The organism is Streptomyces sp. NPDC002209 (assembly GCF_042890265.1).
Classification (GTDB): Bacteria; Actinomycetota; Actinomycetes; order Streptomycetales; family Streptomycetaceae; genus Streptomyces.
In genome coordinates this window covers 11843-26586 of the sequence record NZ_JBIARX010000012.1, presented here as the reverse complement: position 1 = coordinate 26586, position 14744 = coordinate 11843, and the positions used below count along the sequence as shown (strand labels likewise).

Here is a 14744-nt window from a genome sequence, read left to right as displayed (position 1 = left end):
CACAGGCCACGACCGGTGAATCGGCAACGGCAGCGGCTCAGCCACGCTTGGCCTGGGCCTTCTGCTGCATGCCCCTCGTCTTCGCCGAGACGGACTGCACGTCTCTGACCGCGGCCTTGGCGCGCGCCTCGGCCGCGGTGTTCTTCGCCCGCTCGTGCGCGCGCTCCGCGGCCTGCGCCGTGCCGGTACGAGCCTTCCTGGCCATGATCACTCCTCCTCGGGACACGCCGGAGGGCCTACGCCCTCCACTGTCCCTCCGTTCGCAGGAGGCGGCATCCGGGGCAGGGGGCCAGGGTCAGCCGCGCCCGCCCTTGCGGCGCTGCTCGCGCATCCGGTCTTCCTTCATGGCCTCCGTCTGGGCCTGTCGGACGTCCTCGATCAGCTGCGCCGGCTTCTGCGGGGTCCCGGACTCCGACGACCGAAGGTTCTCCTGAGTCGACTCCTTGCGCTTCTTCGCCATGATCGCTCCTCACTGGAAAACGGCTGGGTGGGACCCCGCCCACGCTGCCTCCTCCTGCCCTTCACGACCATCCGACAGCGCCAATCGGGTTACATGGGGGGTATGACTGACAACACGGCCATGCCGGACTGGGAGAAGCGCTTCCGGGCGCCGCGCGTCGGGCTGCCCGACTGGGCCGAGGACGCCCCGGACCGCTCGCTCTTCGTCTCGAACGCGACCGGGACGTACGAGCTCTACGCCTGGGACCGCGCCACCGGCACGCAGCGGCAGGCGACCGAGCGGCCCAACGGGACCACCGACGGAACCCTCTCCCCCGACGGCGAGTGGATCTGGTGGTTCTCCGACACCGACGGCGACGAGTTCGGCACCTGGGTGCGCCAGCCCTTCGCGGGCGGCCCCGACGAGCCCGCCACCCCCGGGCTGGAGCCCTCCTACCCCGGCGGGCTCGCCATCGGCCGCGACGGGACCTCGGTCGTCGGCCGCTCCACCGACGAGGACGGCTCGACCATCCACGTGGTGCGGCCGGACGGCACCGAGCCCGTGGTGATCTACCGGCACCGGGAGTCGGCCGGCGTCGGCGACCTCTCGCACGACGGCACCCTGATCGCGATCGAGCACACCGAGCACGGGGACGCCATGCACTCGGCCCTGCGCGTGGTCACCCTCGACGGCGCCACGGTCGCCGAGCTCGACGACTCCCGCGGCGGCACGGTGGAGCTGGGCCTCGAGGTGCTCGGCTTCGCGCCGGTCTCGGGCGACACCCGGCTGCTCGTCGGCCACCAGCGGCGCGGCCGCTGGGAGCCGATGGTGTGGGACGTGGCCACCGGCGCCGAGCAGGACCTGGCGATCGAGCTGCCGGGCGATGTGAGCGCCGAGTGGTACCCGGACGGTTCCGCCCTGCTGATCGCGCACGGCTTCGAGGCGCGCAGCGAGCTCTGGCGCTACGACCTTGCCGCGCAGGAGCTCACCAGGGTGGACACCCCGCCCGGTACGGTCTCCGGCGCGACGGCCCGGCCCGACGGCACGGTCGAGTACCAGTGGTCCTCGGCGGCCGAGCCCTCTTCCGTACGGTCCACCGCGGGCGGGGTCGTCCTGGATCCCCCGGGGTTCCGGCCGCCCGGCTCGGTGCCGGTGGAGGACGTGTGGGTGGACGGCCCGGGCGGGCGGATCCACGCACTGGCGCAGCGGCCCGAGGGCCACGGCGACGGCCCCTTCCCGACCGTCTTCGAGGTGCACGGCGGGCCGACCTGGCACGACAGCGACGCCTTCGCGGCGACCCCCGCGGCCTGGCTGGACCACGGCTTCGCGGTCGTCCGGGTCAACTACCGGGGCTCGACGGGGTACGGCCGCGAGTGGACCGACGCCCTCAAGCACCGCGTCGGCCTGATCGAGCTCGAGGACATCGAGGCCGTCCGCGCGTGGGCGGTGGCCTCCGGCCTCGCCGACCCGGAGCGCCTCGTGCTTTCCGGCGGCTCCTGGGGCGGCTACCTGACCCTGCTGGGCCTGGGCAGGCACCCCGGGGCCTGGGCCGTGGGCCTGGCCGCCGTACCGGTCGCCGACTACGTCACGGCGTACCACGACGAGATGGAGGCGCTGAAGTCCCTGGACCGCACCCTCTTCGGCGGTACGCCGGAGGAGGTCCCGGAGCGGTTCGAGGCGTCCTCCCCCCTCACGTACGTCGACGCGGTGAAGGCCCCCGTCCACATCGCGGCGGGCGTGAACGACCCGCGCTGCCCGATCCGGCAGATCGAGAACTACGTCGACCGGCTGGCCGCGCGCGGGGCGGTGCACGAGGTGTACCGCTACGACGCCGGGCACGGCTCGCTCGTCGTGGAGGAGCGGATCAAGCAGGTCCGGATGGAGCTCGAGTTCGTGCAGAAGCACCTGCCGCAGTAGCCCCTGACGCAGCCGGAGCGGCGGCCCCGGCCCCGGTGATCCGGTGCACCCCCCGTACGGTGGTGGGGTGCACCGGTTTCTCCTGACCCCGCGCTGGTGGGGGATCAACGTCTTCGTCGCGCTCGCCGTTCCCGTCTGCCTGTTCATGGGGACCTGGCAGCTCGGCCGGTTCGAGGACCGCGTCGACAGCCACAAGGAGGCGGCCGGCGCACGCCCCGCCGACCAGGTGGCCGCCCCGCTGGACTCGTTGCTCCCGGTGGACAGGAAGACCTCCGGGCGCCTCGCCTCGGTCTCCGGCGAGTACGCCGACCAGCTGCTCGTCCCCGAGCGGCGGCTCGACGGGAAGTCCGGCTTCTACGTGCTGACCCTGCTGCGCACCGACACCGGCAAGGCCGTCCCGGTGGTCCGGGGCTGGCTGCCGGGCGCGGCGGACGCGGCCCGGGCTCCGGCCGCACCGACCGGGCGGGTCGAGGTGACCGGCGCGCTCCAGGCGTCCGAGAGCGGCGGCAGCAAGGGCGTGTACGCCTCGGGCGGGCTCCCGGCCGGGCAGCTCGGGGTGATCGGGGCGGCCTCGCTGGTCAACCTCGTGCCGTACGGGCTGTACGACGCCTGGCTGACGGTGCAGACCCCGGCGGACGGGCTGACCCCGGTGCCCGCGCAGGCGCCGAGCAACACCGGGCTCGACCTGAAGGCCTTCCAGAACCTCGGCTACACCGGCGAGTGGTTCGTCTTCGCCGCCTTCGTGCTGTTCATGTGGTTCCGGCTCTACCGCCGCGAGGTGGAGACCCTGCGCGACGCCGAGGCGGGGCTGCTGGCGGAGCCTGCCGTACGGGAGTCGGCCGCCGCCCCGGCTACGGCTTCGGCGCGTCCAGCGGAATGACGCCCGTCCGGTAGACCGTCCCCCCGCACGCCGCGGGGATCGTCGTCTGCGTGGTCGGCGCCCCCGGCAGCGCCGTGTTCGGCGTGTGGGTCACCTCCACCCCGCTGCGGTCCCGGGCCGGACTGCCGCTGTCCGGCTCCGGGCCCGTCGCAGCGGCGCCCGACGCGCGCTGCCCGGTGTCCTGGGTGCCGTCCACAGGGGGCTTGGGCCCCGGGTCGGGCGAGGCCGCCGGGCAGGACTGCGCCGAGGGCACCCACGCGAAGCGGACCTCGTACGCCGTGTGCGGCTGGAGCAGCAGCAGCGGCGTCTCCGCCGACGGGTCGGGCAGCCCGGCCGCCGGGTCCCCCGCCATGTGGCCGACCACGGTGACCCCCGAGCCCTGGCCGGGCGCCGAGGCCGTCACCGAGGCCGCGGTCACGGTGTCCGGGCCGATGACGGTGCAGCCGCGCGCCGAGACGTTGGTGACCTTGAAGCTGCCGTACACCTTGCCGTCGGCCTCCGGGGCCTTGGCGGTGCCCTGCACTCCGAGCTGCTCCGCGCTGCACCCGGGCAGTCCGGACGCCGCTGCCGGGGGCATCGGGCCGGTGCCGGCCGAGGCGCCCGCCGAGGCTCCCGCGGTGGCCGGGCCGGCCGTACCGCCGCCGGTCGGGGATCCGCCGTGCTCCGGTTCCCGTTGCGCGCCGGAGCCGCCCGTCTCCACGCCCTTGCCGGCGGCCTCGGCGGACTTGGACGGGGAGCCCGAGCCGTTCTGGTGCGGGTCGGAGGTGCTGCCGCCCACCGTGGTGCCGGGCTCCTCGCCGTGCCCGGCCATGGCGGAGTTGTCGGCCGCGCCGCCCTCGCCGCCGGTGATGTGCAGGTGCAGGGCCGCCGGGATCGCCGTCCCGGCCAGCAGCACGGCCGCCGCCGCCGCGACGAGGGCCTGGCGCTTGCGGGTCCTGCGCACGGGGACGGCGTACCGCAGCCGCTCGAGCGCGCCCTCGGAGGGCTCCAGGCCCTCGACGGCCCCGCGCAGCAGGCTCCGCAGCGCCTGCTCCTCGTCCGCGCCGCCCGGCGGAGTGTGGTCGTCCATCATGACTGCGCAGCCTCCATCGCCACCCGCAGCGCGGCAATGCCCCGCGATCCGTACGCCTTGACCGAGCCGAGCGAGACGCCGAGCGTCTCGGCGACCTGGACCTCCGTCATGTCCGCGAAGTACCGCAGCACCAGCACCTCGCGCTGACGCCGCTGGAGTCCGCGCATCGCCTTGATGAGATCGTCCCGTTCCAGCTGGTCGTACGCGCCCTCTTCGGCACTGGCCATGTCCGGCATCGGCTTCGAGAGCAGCTTGAGGCCGAGGATGCGGCGGCGCAGCGCGGAGCGCGAGAGGTTCACGACGGTCTGGCGCAGATACGCCAGTGTCTTGTCCCGATCGCGAACCCGGTTGCGGGCCGAGTGGACGCGGATGAACGCCTCCTGGACGACGTCCTCGCAGGAGGCGGTGTCGTCGAGGAGCAGCGCGGCCAGGCCGAGCAGCGAGCGGTAGTGGGCCTGGTAGGTCTCGGTGAGGTGGTCGACCGTGGTGCCGGCGACGACGGCCGGCTCGGCAGCGGCCGGCTCTGCAGCGGCCGGCTCTGCAGCGGCCGGCTCTGCAGCGGCCGGCTCGGCAGCGGCCGGCTCGGCGGTGACCGGCTCGGCAGCGGCGGACGCCTCCTCCCCGCTTCCCGCGGCCTCCGCGCTATCGCGGGGCGCGGGCACGCGGCCGCCCCGGGTCGGTACGGCGGAGGGCGCGGCGATCGGCGCCGCCGCGGACGGCACGGCCGGAGGGACGGGAACGATCACCGGGAAGCCGCCGGACGCGGGCACACGGGAAGGCCGGCGCGGCGCACTGATTGCGCTGCGCGCCGGTACGACGGCGAAGTCGAGAAGTGCCTCTGCCACGCCAGTTGGACACGCGTCCCCCCACCAGGGTTGTACGCGTGAGGCAGCCTCGCCAGCAAAATCCCTGTTGCCCTCATGCGTACCCGCTCTTCCTGATTGCCCCGCCCGTCCCCAGGCGGCAGTCAGGCCATCACCTTGATCAAGGGATCAGCACTGATCCTACAAAGTGAATTACGCGAATTCACCAGCGATCAGTTCCGCGATCTGAGTGGCATTCAGGGCGGCCCCGTTGCGGAGATTGTCGGCGCACACGAAGAACTCCAGGGAGCGCGGATCGTCGAGCGAGGCCCGCAGCCGCCCCACCCAGGCCGGATCCGTCCCGGCCGCGTCCACCGGAGTCGGGAACTCCCCCGCCGCCGGGTCGTCCACGACCACCACGCCGGGCGCGGCCTCCAGGATCTCCCGGGCGTGCGAGGCGTCCACCTCGGCCTCGAACCGCGCCCGTACGCTCAGCGAATGCCCGGTCAGCACCGGCACCTGTACGCAGGTCACCGACACCGGCAGCGCGTCCAGGTGCAGGACCCGGCGGGTCTGCGCCCGTACGGCCAGCTCGTGCGAGGACCAGCCGCCGCCCCGCAGCTCACCGGACCACGGGACCACGTTCAGGGCGAGGGGGGCCGCGAAGGGGCCGGCATCCTCGCCGACGGCGCGCCGCACGTCCCCGGTCTGCTCCCCCAGGGAGGTCCCGGCGACCAGCGACAGCTGGCGGCGCAGCGCCTCGGAGCCGGCCCGGCCGGCGGCGCTCGCGGCCTGGTAGGAGGACACGGTCAGATCGGCCAGCGCGTACTCGGCGTGCAGCGCGCCCAGGGCCGCGATCATCGAGGCGGTGACGCAGTCCGGGCTCGCGACGATCCCGCGCGGCCGCATCCGTACGGCCTGCGCATTGACCTCGGGCACCACGAGCGGCACCTCGGGGTCCTCCCGGAAGGCCGCGGACTGGTCGACGGCGACGGCTCCGCGCGTGACGACGACGGGGGCCCAGCGGGCCGAGACCTCGGCCGGGGTCAGGAACAGCGCCACGTCGCCCTGCCCGAAGCCCTCGAAGGCGTCCTCGGTGAGGGCGAGCACCTCGCTCTCCTCGCCGCGCACGGCCAGCATGCGGCCGGCCGAGCGCGGGGAGGCGATCAGGCGTATGTCGCCCCAGACGTCCGCCCGCTGGGACAGGATCTGGAGCACGACGGAGCCGACTGCTCCGGTCGCCCCGACCACGGCGAGCGCCGGAGCCGGGGTCGACCGGGTCGCGGTCATCGTCCGGTGCCTCCGTAGACGACGGCCTCGTCGCTGTCGGAGTCGAGGCCGAAGGCCGTGTGCACGGCGCGGACGGCCTCGTTGACGTCGTCCTGGCGGGTCACGACCGAGATGCGGATCTCGGAGGTCGAGATCAGCTCGATGTTCACGCCCGCGTCGGACAGCGCCTGGAAGAACGAGGCGGTGACGCCCGGGTTCGTCTTCATGCCCGCGCCGACCAGGGAGATCTTGCCGATCTGGTCGTCGTAGCGCAGGGAGTCGAAGCCGATCTTGCCCTTCGCCTTCTCCAGGGCCTCGATGGCCTTGTGGCCCTCGGTCTTGGGGAGGGTGAAGGAGATGTCCGTCAGGCCCGTGGACGCGGCGGACACGTTCTGCACGATCATGTCGATGTTGATCTCGGCGTCCGCGATGGCGCGGAAGATCGCCGCGGCCTCGCCCGGCTTGTCCGGGACGCCGACGACCGTGATCTTGGCTTCGGAGACGTCGTGAGCGACTCCGGAGATGATGGCGTGCTCCACCTGCTCGTCCCCTTGCGGATTCTCGTTGCTGACCCACGTGCCCGGCAGTCCCGAGAAGGACGAGCGGACGTGGATCGGGATGTTGTATCGGCGTGCGTACTCGACACAGCGGTGCAGCAGCACCTTGGAACCGGAGGCGGCGAGCTCCAGCATGTCCTCGGAGGAGATCCAGTCGATCTTCCGGGCCTTCTTCACGACGCGGGGGTCCGCGGTGAAGACGCCGTCGACATCGGTGTAGATCTCGCAGACCTCGGCGTCCAGCGCCGCGGCGAGCGCGACGGCGGTCGTGTCCGAGCCGCCCCGCCCGAGGGTGGTGATGTCCTTGCTGTCCGCCGACACGCCCTGGAAGCCGGCGACGATGGCGATGTTGCCCTCGTCCAGCGCAGTGCGGATCCGGCCCGGCGTGACATCGATGATGCGCGCTTTGTTGTGGACCGAGTCGGTGATGACGCCTGCCTGGCTACCGGTGAACGACTGGGCCTCGTGGCCCAGGTTTTTGATCGCCATGGCCAGCAGGGCCATGGAGATACGCTCTCCGGCGGTCAGCAGCATGTCGAATTCGCGCCCGGCAGGCATCGGGGATACCTGCTCGGCGAGATCGATCAGCTCGTCCGTCGTGTCGCCCATCGCGGAAACCACGACGACCACCTGGTGGCCGTTCTTCTTGGCGTCCACGATCCGCTTGGCGACGCGCTTGATGCCTTCGGCATCGGCTACGGAGGAGCCTCCGTACTTCTGCACGACAAGGCCCACGTGCGCTCCTCGCTCAGTCCGTCTCATTGCTGGTGCAGTGTAACGAGCGGCCGCGATCCGACCGCTTCGTACCGCATCATGAGACGAAAAGATCAAAGCCCGGGTTCCCCGCACGGCTGGTTCGCGACGGGCCGACCGCCCGCCGTGGCCCTACTTCCCGTGCACACCCAGCCGCGCACCGATTTCCTCGGCCATCACCCGTCCGGCCTGCTCGGCGAGGTCGTCCTCGGCCAGGTCCTCGTCCGTGTCCAGACCGTCCAGGGCCTCCAGCGGCTGGTTCAGGCGTACGTGCGCCACCAGCGACTGCAGGGCCCGCAGGGTCGCCGAGGCCGTCTGGCCCCAGTTGGAGAAGTACGAGAACTGCCACCACCACAGCGCCTCGGTCGTCCGGCCCGCCCGGTAGTGCCCCAGGCCGTGCCGGAGGTCCGCCACCACGTCGGCCAGGTCGTCGGAGATCCGGTGCGCGACGGGCGCCTTGCGCGGCTCGTAGGGGTCGAAGACCTCGGAGTACACGTCGACCGGGTCCAGCATGTACGCGAACCGCTCGCGCAGCTCCTCCACGTCCGGCTCCGGGCCGAGGTCGGGCTCGTAGCGCTCGTCGGGCAGGACGTCCTGGTACGCGCCCAGCCGACCGCCCGCCAGCAGCAGCTGGGACACCTCCAGGAGGAGGAAGGGCACCGCGCTGTCCGGGTCCTCACCCTTGGCCACCTCGGTGACCGCGACGATGAAGGACTCGATCTGGTCCGCGATCTGGACGGCGAAGTCGTCCGGATCCTGGCCCAGGGCGTGCAGCGTTGCGTCAGACATCGAGAAGTCGCCTTCCTTCAAAGGCCCGCCCGAGCGTGACCTCGTCCGCGTACTCCAGGTCTCCCCCGACGGGGAGCCCGCTGGCCAGGCGGGTGACCTTCAGGCCCATGGGCTTGATCATGCGGGCGAGGTACGTGGCGGTCGCCTCGCCCTCCAGGTTCGGGTCGGTGGCGAGGATCAGCTCGGTCACCTCGCCGTCCGCGAGGCGCGCCAGCAGCTCGCGGATGCGCAGGTCGTCCGGGCCGACGCCCTCGATCGGGCTGATCGCGCCGCCGAGGACGTGGTACCGGCCACGGAACTCGCGGGTCCGCTCGATCGCGACGACGTCCTTCGGCTCCTCGACCACGCAGATGACCGTGGTGTCGCGGCGCGGGTCGCGGCAGATGTTGCACCGCTCCTCCTGCGCCACGTTCCCGCACACGGCGCAGAACCGGACCTTGTCCTTGACCTCCAGCAGCGCGTGCGCGAGGCGCCGGACGTCGGTGGGCTCCGCCTGCAGGATGTGGAAGGCGATCCGCTGCGCGCTCTTGGGCCCGACGCCGGGCAGCCTGCCCAGTTCGTCGATCAGGTCCTGGACCACGCCTTCGTACACGGACTGCCTTCTTTCGGTAGGGGTAGGGGTAGGGGAACTAGAACGGGAGACCGGGGATGCCGCTGCCGCCGCCCAGGCCCTGGGCCAGCGGGCCCAGCTTCTCCTGCTGCAGCGCCTGGGCGTTCTCGTTGGCCGCCTGGACCGCCGCGACGACCAGGTCGGCGAGGGTTTCCGTGTCCGCCGGGTCCACGGCCTTCGGGTCGATCACCAGTGCACGCAGCTCACCGGAACCGGTGACGGTCGCCTTCACCAGGCCGCCGCCGGCCTGACCCTCGACCTCGGCCTGCGCAAGTGCTTCCTGCGCCGCGGCGAGGTCCTGCTGCATCTTCTGGGCCTGCTGGAGCAGCTGCTGCATGTTGGGCTGGCCACCACCGGGAATCACAGGTCACTCACTCCGTAGCGTCGTCCAAGCCTGGGGCAGCTTGGTCAATCCGAGCCTACGTGCTCACCGCGCGGCGCGCCCTACGCCGTGAGGACCAACTCTTTCGAGTGAGAGACGGGGCGTGCGCGTACCTGATGGAGACCTCCTTGCGGGCGGAAAACCGGGGATTCGCCGCCCATCGACCGCCATTCGAAGGTAGGAAGAGCATGCGCATCATTGCGCACACGCGCACCACCACACGTCAGCGCAGGCAGAGGGAGTGCCGGGTGAGCCAGCCGGAGATGCAGCCCGAGGGGCCACCCCGGGATCCCCGGGAGCCCCGGGACTCCCGGGAGGAGGGCAGCGGACCGATGGCGGCGGGCGATCTGACCGGCGGGCCGTTCCCCCTCGGGGACTGGGGCGAGCCGGCCGAGCGGCTGGACGAGCTCTACCGGCGGGTCGAGGCCGATGCGCTGCGCACCGCGGAGTGGTATCTGTCCGACCGGGCGTGGAAGCGCCGGGGCGCGCGGGTCCTGCGGGTCGGTGCGGCGGTGGGGGCGATCACGGGTGCCTCGATGCCGCTGCTGGAGCTCACGGGAGCCGCCACGGGCGCGCTGCCGTACGGCTACCTGTCGCTGCTGCTGGCCGCGGCCTGCCTGGCCTGCGACCGCTTCTTCGGCCTGACCTCGGGCTGGATGCGGGACGTGGCGACGGCGCAGGCGGTGCAGCGCCGCCTCCAGACGCTCCAGTTCGACTGGGCCTCGGAGAACGTACGGGAGGTCCTGGGCCCCACGGAGGGCACGGCGAGCGAGGCGGCGGAGCGCTGCCTCACCGTCCTGCGGCGGTTCTCGGAGGACGTGACGGAGCTGGTGCGCTCCGAGACGGCGGAGTGGATGGTGGAGTTCTCCTCGGGTCCGGCGCCCCTGGTCATGCAGTCGCTCGGCGCCCCGTCGTCCCGGGCGGATGCGGGCCTGCCCCCGGCCCGCTTCCCGCTCCCCCCGGGCACCCGCCCCAACATGCCCCGCCAACGCCCCCCGGAACAGCCCCGCTGACCCGAATCCAGCCCCGCCGGCGCTTGAGGCGCAGGGGCGCGGGGGCAAGGGCGCCGCACCCGAATCCAGCCCCGCCGGCGTTTGAGGCGCGGGGGTGCGGGGGCAGCGCCCCCGCAACGGCGCCGCACCCGGACGCGGGGTCCGGGGCCCTGCCCCGGGACACGGAGAAAGGGCGGGGCGGGGAGAAGGCTCCGCGCAGCGGAACCCGGCACCCCCGCCCCGGCACATGCAGCGCTCAGCTGAAGATGATCATCGACCCCTGGCCCAGGCTCCGCGTCGCAGCGGCATGCAGCCCCAGCCAGACGTGCCGCTCCCGCGCGAAGGGACTCTCGTCGTAGGGGATCGGCCCGGCCGGCTCCTCCAAGGACGTGGCCCGCCCCGGCGCCACCGGAGCCACCGGCGGATTGCCCGGGTCGATCCCGATCGCCGGCGCGACCACCATCAGCTCCCGCAGCAACCCCTGCGCCGACCCCAGCGGCCCGCCCCCGGCCAACAGCTCCTCGTTGGCCAGCGGAACCGCAAAGTCCACCGGCACGTACGCCCCGGCATGGTCGTAGTGCCACACCAGATGCGACTGCTGTGCCGTCGGCTCGAACATCTCCAGCAGCTGCTCGTAGTCCCCGCCCAGCTCGTCCACCGGCGTCACCGGCAGGCCGCAGATCTGCAGCAGGTAGGCCCGCCGCAGGAAGTGCAGGGCGTCGTAGTCGAAGCCGGCGACGGGGGCCACGTCCCCGCTCAGACCCGGCATGTACGCGAACACGGGCACGGACGGCAGCCCCGCCTCGCCCAGCGCCTTGTCGTACGAGGCGATCTCTTCCGCGAAGGGGTTGTCGGGGCTGTGGCACAGCACGTCGACAAGGGGGACCAGCCACAGGTCACAGGCCACGCGGGCTCCGATCAGTCGGTGTCGCCGATTCGGCCAGCGTAGTGCGCCGAACACCCTCCGCGAAGGGCTGCGCAGAACCTGTGGCGGAACCCCGGGCGAACCTTCGGCGGCACACGTGCCCCGAACAGGCAGAACACGCTCCGGAGCCGCCCGCTACACCTGCCCCGGCCCCACCCTCCAGACCCAGACGTCCTGCACCTTCTCCGGCTGCCGCCCCAGCAGCTCGCTGATCATGCCCCGCAGCTCCGCGTCCCGGTCCTGGAACGGCAGCACGACCGCACCCGCCTTCCAGAACTCCAGGTCCAGCCGGGCCTGCTCCCGCCACTGCGGGGTGATCTCCGGCGGCTGCGCCCCGTACCGGACGTCCCGCAGGAGGTTCGAGAGGTGCCGCGGGGTGGCCCCGTAGATGCCGATCCGGTCAGGTCCCCACGGGCCGTTGAAGTAGCCGCCGGCCAGCCGGAAGCCGAAGTCCGCCTCGACCTGCCAGTGCAGCGCGTCCGCCTGGCCCGGGTCCGGCAGCGGTACCGGAACGAGCGCTTCGCCGTCCTTGACGTAGCCCTTCCACGCGCCCGAGGCGATGAACGCCGGCACCGGCGCCCGCTCCCGTACGGCCAGCGGCAGCGGCAGCACGGGGATCAGCGCGGCCGCCACCCCGAGCAGGCCGAGCGTGCGCAGCTCGCGCGTCCGGACCCGTACGATCCGGTCCAGCGCGAGCGCGAGCAGCACGCCCAGTACGGGGGCGCACACCATCGCCACGCGCCCCTCGATCACCGACTCGAACAGCGGCAGCTTCACCATCAGCCGCCAGGGCCCCGGCAGCACCACGTCCGTCCGCGGCACGGGCACCCACGGCCCCAGGGACAGCAGCAGCGCCACGGCGCCGGTGATCGCGAGGGCCCGGACGACCGTACGCCGCCACATCCACACGGACACGGCCACGCCGAAGGCCAGCAGGGGCCACCCGTAGAAGGCGTTCTGCTCGGTGGTGTTCAGCGAGAGCCGGCCCGCGGTCTCGGCGTCACCGAAGAGGGAGCGGGCGGCGTACTCGACCAGGGCGCGCGGGCTGTTCCCGGCGTTGTCCCCGTGCAGGACCGAGTGGTAGCTCTGCGGGCCGAAGAACTGCCAGTACAGCGGGAAGGCCAGCAGCGGCACGCAGACGCCGGCGGCGACGGCCAAGCCCAGTCCCAGCGGCCGCGCGGCCTCGAGGGCGCGCCGGCGGTCGACCAGCAGGTACGCGAGCGAGAAGACCAGCATGCCGAGCGCGGCGATGAGCAGCGGCTCCTCGCCCAGGAAGATCTGGTACGTGGCGAACAGGCCGAGCAGGACGCCGTCCCGGACCACGCGGCGGCCCTCGCACAGGCGCAGGGCCCGGTCGATGATCAGCGGGATCATGAAGAGGACGACGAAGTTCGGGTGGCCGTTCGCGTGCGAGACCATCGGCGGCGCGAACGCGGCGAGCGCCCCGCCCGCGGCGGCGGCCCAGCGGCTGTGCACGAAGCGGCGGCGGATCAGCCAGTACCAGGTCCAGGCGCTGGCGGCCATGCCGAGCGTGAGGACCAGCGCGAAGGTGACGGTCTCCCCGAACAGGAGCGTGACCGGGATCAGCGGGACGGTCAGGCCGAGCATGGTCGCGTTGGCCATCAGGTTCACGCCGTCGGGCATGCCCTGGGCGGTGGTGAAGAGCGGATTGCGCAGGTGGGTGATGTTGTCGGTGGCGACGCCGACGAACCACTCCCACTGGTTCTGGTCCTGGAGCGCGTCCTTCAGGTAACGGCCGTCGAGGTCCGCCCACAGGCCGTGGAAAACGTAGCCGGAGAGCACGAGGAAGACGGCGGCGACGGCGAGGCCGCCGGCGTTCAGCCGGAACAGCTCCGCGAGCGCGCGCCGCCGGTCCCCGGGGGCCCGGCGGGGCTTGGGCCCGGGAGCCGGCTGCGCGGTGCGGCGCACCGGTACCTCCGCCACGGGCCAGCCCTGGCGGCGCACCCAGCGCAGCACCTCGGCGTCGATGGCCGGGCCGTCGAGTACGGAGGCAGCGAAAGCGGCGCGCGCCCGGTCCCCGTCGAAGAGCGCGAAGCCGCAGGTGTCGGTGCGGAAACCGGGTATCCCGGGGATGCCCAGGGCGCGGACCAGGCGGTTTCCCGTCCGGCCGAGGGCGGCGGCCGCGGGCTCGCCGCCGTTCCGGTTCTCCCGGCCCTCCTGGCTCTCGTGGTTCTCCTGGTTCTCCCGGCTCTCCCGGCTCTCTCGGCTCTCCTGGCCGAGGGCCCGCTCCAGCCGGTCCAGCTCGGTCAGGGGCGTGCTGAGCCCGGCGTCGGTCAGCAGCACCCGCTCCCCGGCGCAGGCCAGTACTCCGGCGCGCAGCGCGGCGCCCCTGCCGCGGTGGTGCTCGGAGCGGACCAGTCGGATCCGGGGCTCGTCGGCGGCCGCGGCCTCGACGACGGCGGCCGTCTCGTCGGCGGAGCCGTCGACGGCGACGAGGAGTTCCCAGTCGCCGGGTCCGGTGCCGAGGCGGGCGTCGAAGTACTCGCGGACGGCGTCGAGGGTCGCGCCGATCCGGTGCCCGTCGTCGTGGACGGGGATGACGACGGAGAGCCCGACGGCGCCCAGCCAGGCCGGGGCTGCTCCGCTGCCGGTCGCGCCGGTGCCGGCGGTCGCGTCGGGCGCTGCCCGGCCGGTCATGCGCCGACCGCCTTCAGGCCCGCGGCCCAGTCCAGCCCGTGCTGGTTGTACGCGTACACGAGGCTGCGCACCTCGTCGGCGTCGGCGCGGGTCACCGCGTCGACCAGTTCGTTGTGGCCGGACCACAGTCCGGTGTGGAGATCGGGCGCCGCCTTCAGGTGCGGTACGGCGAAGACCCAGCACTGCACCCGGATCCGGTGCAGGAACTCCGAGATGTACGTGTTGCCGACCAGCCCGCTCAGCTCCCTCCAGAAGCGCAGGTCGTAGCCGATCAGCACTTCGAGCGAGCCGCTCTGCGCGGCCCGGCACGCCTCCTCGGCACGACGGCGCACCGACACCAGCATTTCGCCGGAGCCGGGCGCGGTGCCGCGCTCGACGAGCCGCCGGAAGATCCCGTCCACGATGAGCGTACGGGCCTCGATCATCCCCCGGTAGTCGTCCACGGTGTAGACACGCACGCGGAAGCCCCGGTGCTGGACCGATTCCAGCAGCCCCTGGGCCGCGAGGTCGACCAGTGCCTCGCGTACGGGGGTCGCGGAGACCTCGTACTGCTCGGCGATCTGCTTGACCGTGAACTCGGTGCCCGGTGGCAGGCGTCCCGCGAGCACCTCGTCACGCAGCGCGTCCGCGATCTGCTGGCGAAGTGTGTTGCGGGTGACAGCGCCGCTGCCTGACATAGGGGTCCGTCTCCTTAAGTG

The 14744-nt window shown here is 72.8% G+C and carries 15 protein-coding genes; 3 read left to right on the top strand and 12 right to left on the bottom strand.

The annotated features are described in order from the left end of the window. Positions 1 to 37 precede the first annotated feature (37 nt). Positions 38 to 205, bottom strand: a complete 168-nt coding sequence (locus ACFYXK_RS23220) for a hypothetical protein (RefSeq protein ID WP_266627081.1) — start codon at positions 203 to 205, stop codon at positions 38 to 40. A gap of 90 nt (positions 206 to 295) precedes the next feature. Then, a complete protein-coding gene (locus ACFYXK_RS23215; RefSeq protein WP_159047224.1) occupies positions 296 to 460 on the bottom strand; it encodes a hypothetical protein in 165 nt (54 codons plus the stop codon). 102 nt (positions 461 to 562) lie between these two features. Between ACFYXK_RS23215 and ACFYXK_RS23210 the strand changes: the two genes are divergently transcribed. Both ACFYXK_RS23210 and ACFYXK_RS23205 read left to right on the top strand, forming a co-directional pair. Further along, positions 563 to 2356 (top strand): prolyl oligopeptidase family serine peptidase, encoded by a 1794-nt coding sequence (locus ACFYXK_RS23210; RefSeq protein WP_389412827.1) that lies wholly within the window; start codon positions 563 to 565, stop codon positions 2354 to 2356. A gap of 67 nt (positions 2357 to 2423) precedes the next feature. Continuing rightward, positions 2424 to 3236 carry an SURF1 family protein gene (locus ACFYXK_RS23205; RefSeq protein ID WP_389412826.1) on the top strand — a complete coding sequence of 271 codons (813 nt, stop codon included), beginning with the start codon at positions 2424 to 2426 and terminating at the stop codon, positions 3234 to 3236. On the opposite strand, the gene ACFYXK_RS23200 is transcribed toward ACFYXK_RS23205, so the two are convergent. The 7 genes from ACFYXK_RS23200 to ACFYXK_RS23170 all read right to left on the bottom strand — a co-directional run bounded on the left by ACFYXK_RS23200 (position 3208) and on the right by ACFYXK_RS23170 (position 9453). Next, the gene (locus tag ACFYXK_RS23200) at positions 3208 to 4308 is read right to left on the bottom strand and encodes a hypothetical protein (protein ID WP_389412825.1); all 1101 of its coding nucleotides are present in this window, start codon (positions 4306 to 4308) and stop codon (positions 3208 to 3210) included. The two genes, ACFYXK_RS23205 and ACFYXK_RS23200, sit on opposite strands and share 29 nt — an antisense overlap. Beyond that, positions 4305 to 4970 (bottom strand): SigE family RNA polymerase sigma factor, encoded by a 666-nt coding sequence (locus ACFYXK_RS23195; protein ID WP_389412946.1) that lies wholly within the window; start codon positions 4968 to 4970, stop codon positions 4305 to 4307. Before ACFYXK_RS23195 ends, ACFYXK_RS23200 begins: the two co-directional genes overlap by 4 nt. Positions 4971 to 5324: 354 nt before the next feature. Continuing rightward, positions 5325 to 6401: an aspartate-semialdehyde dehydrogenase gene (locus ACFYXK_RS23190; protein WP_389412824.1), complete on the bottom strand. Its 1077-nt coding sequence runs from the start codon at positions 6399 to 6401 to the stop codon at positions 5325 to 5327. Then, positions 6398 to 7672, bottom strand: coding sequence for an aspartate kinase (locus ACFYXK_RS23185; RefSeq protein WP_389412823.1), 1275 nt, complete (start codon positions 7670 to 7672; stop codon positions 6398 to 6400). Before ACFYXK_RS23185 ends, ACFYXK_RS23190 begins: the two co-directional genes overlap by 4 nt. Before the next feature lie 150 nt (positions 7673 to 7822). Then, entirely contained in the window at positions 7823 to 8479 is a 657-nt protein-coding gene (locus ACFYXK_RS23180) for a DUF5063 domain-containing protein (RefSeq protein ID WP_389412822.1), read from the bottom strand. Then, positions 8472 to 9071, bottom strand: coding sequence for a recombination mediator RecR (gene recR / locus ACFYXK_RS23175; protein ID WP_030152816.1), 600 nt, complete (start codon positions 9069 to 9071; stop codon positions 8472 to 8474). The genes ACFYXK_RS23180 and recR overlap by 8 nt, the downstream gene beginning before the upstream one ends. Before the next feature lie 37 nt (positions 9072 to 9108). Then, positions 9109 to 9453, bottom strand: a complete 345-nt coding sequence (locus ACFYXK_RS23170; protein WP_078621772.1) for a YbaB/EbfC family nucleoid-associated protein — start codon at positions 9451 to 9453, stop codon at positions 9109 to 9111. A gap of 266 nt (positions 9454 to 9719) precedes the next feature. Here ACFYXK_RS23170 and ACFYXK_RS23165 point away from each other — a divergent pair, with 266 nt between their 5' ends. Beyond that, positions 9720 to 10484, top strand: a complete 765-nt coding sequence (locus ACFYXK_RS23165; protein WP_389412821.1) for an SLATT domain-containing protein — start codon at positions 9720 to 9722, stop codon at positions 10482 to 10484. 235 nt (positions 10485 to 10719) lie between these two features. Here ACFYXK_RS23165 and ACFYXK_RS23160 read toward each other — a convergent pair whose 3' ends face one another. The 3 genes from ACFYXK_RS23160 to ACFYXK_RS23150 all read right to left on the bottom strand — a co-directional run bounded on the left by ACFYXK_RS23160 (position 10720) and on the right by ACFYXK_RS23150 (position 14723). Next, positions 10720 to 11370 (bottom strand): hypothetical protein, encoded by a 651-nt coding sequence (locus ACFYXK_RS23160; protein ID WP_133897356.1) that lies wholly within the window; start codon positions 11368 to 11370, stop codon positions 10720 to 10722. 153 nt (positions 11371 to 11523) lie between these two features. Further along, positions 11524 to 14046 (bottom strand): glycosyltransferase, encoded by a 2523-nt coding sequence (locus tag ACFYXK_RS23155; RefSeq protein WP_389412820.1) that lies wholly within the window; start codon positions 14044 to 14046, stop codon positions 11524 to 11526. Continuing rightward, positions 14043 to 14723: a GntR family transcriptional regulator gene (locus ACFYXK_RS23150; protein ID WP_266665442.1), complete on the bottom strand. Its 681-nt coding sequence runs from the start codon at positions 14721 to 14723 to the stop codon at positions 14043 to 14045. Before ACFYXK_RS23150 ends, ACFYXK_RS23155 begins: the two co-directional genes overlap by 4 nt. Between the last annotated feature and the right edge of the window lie 21 nt (positions 14724 to 14744).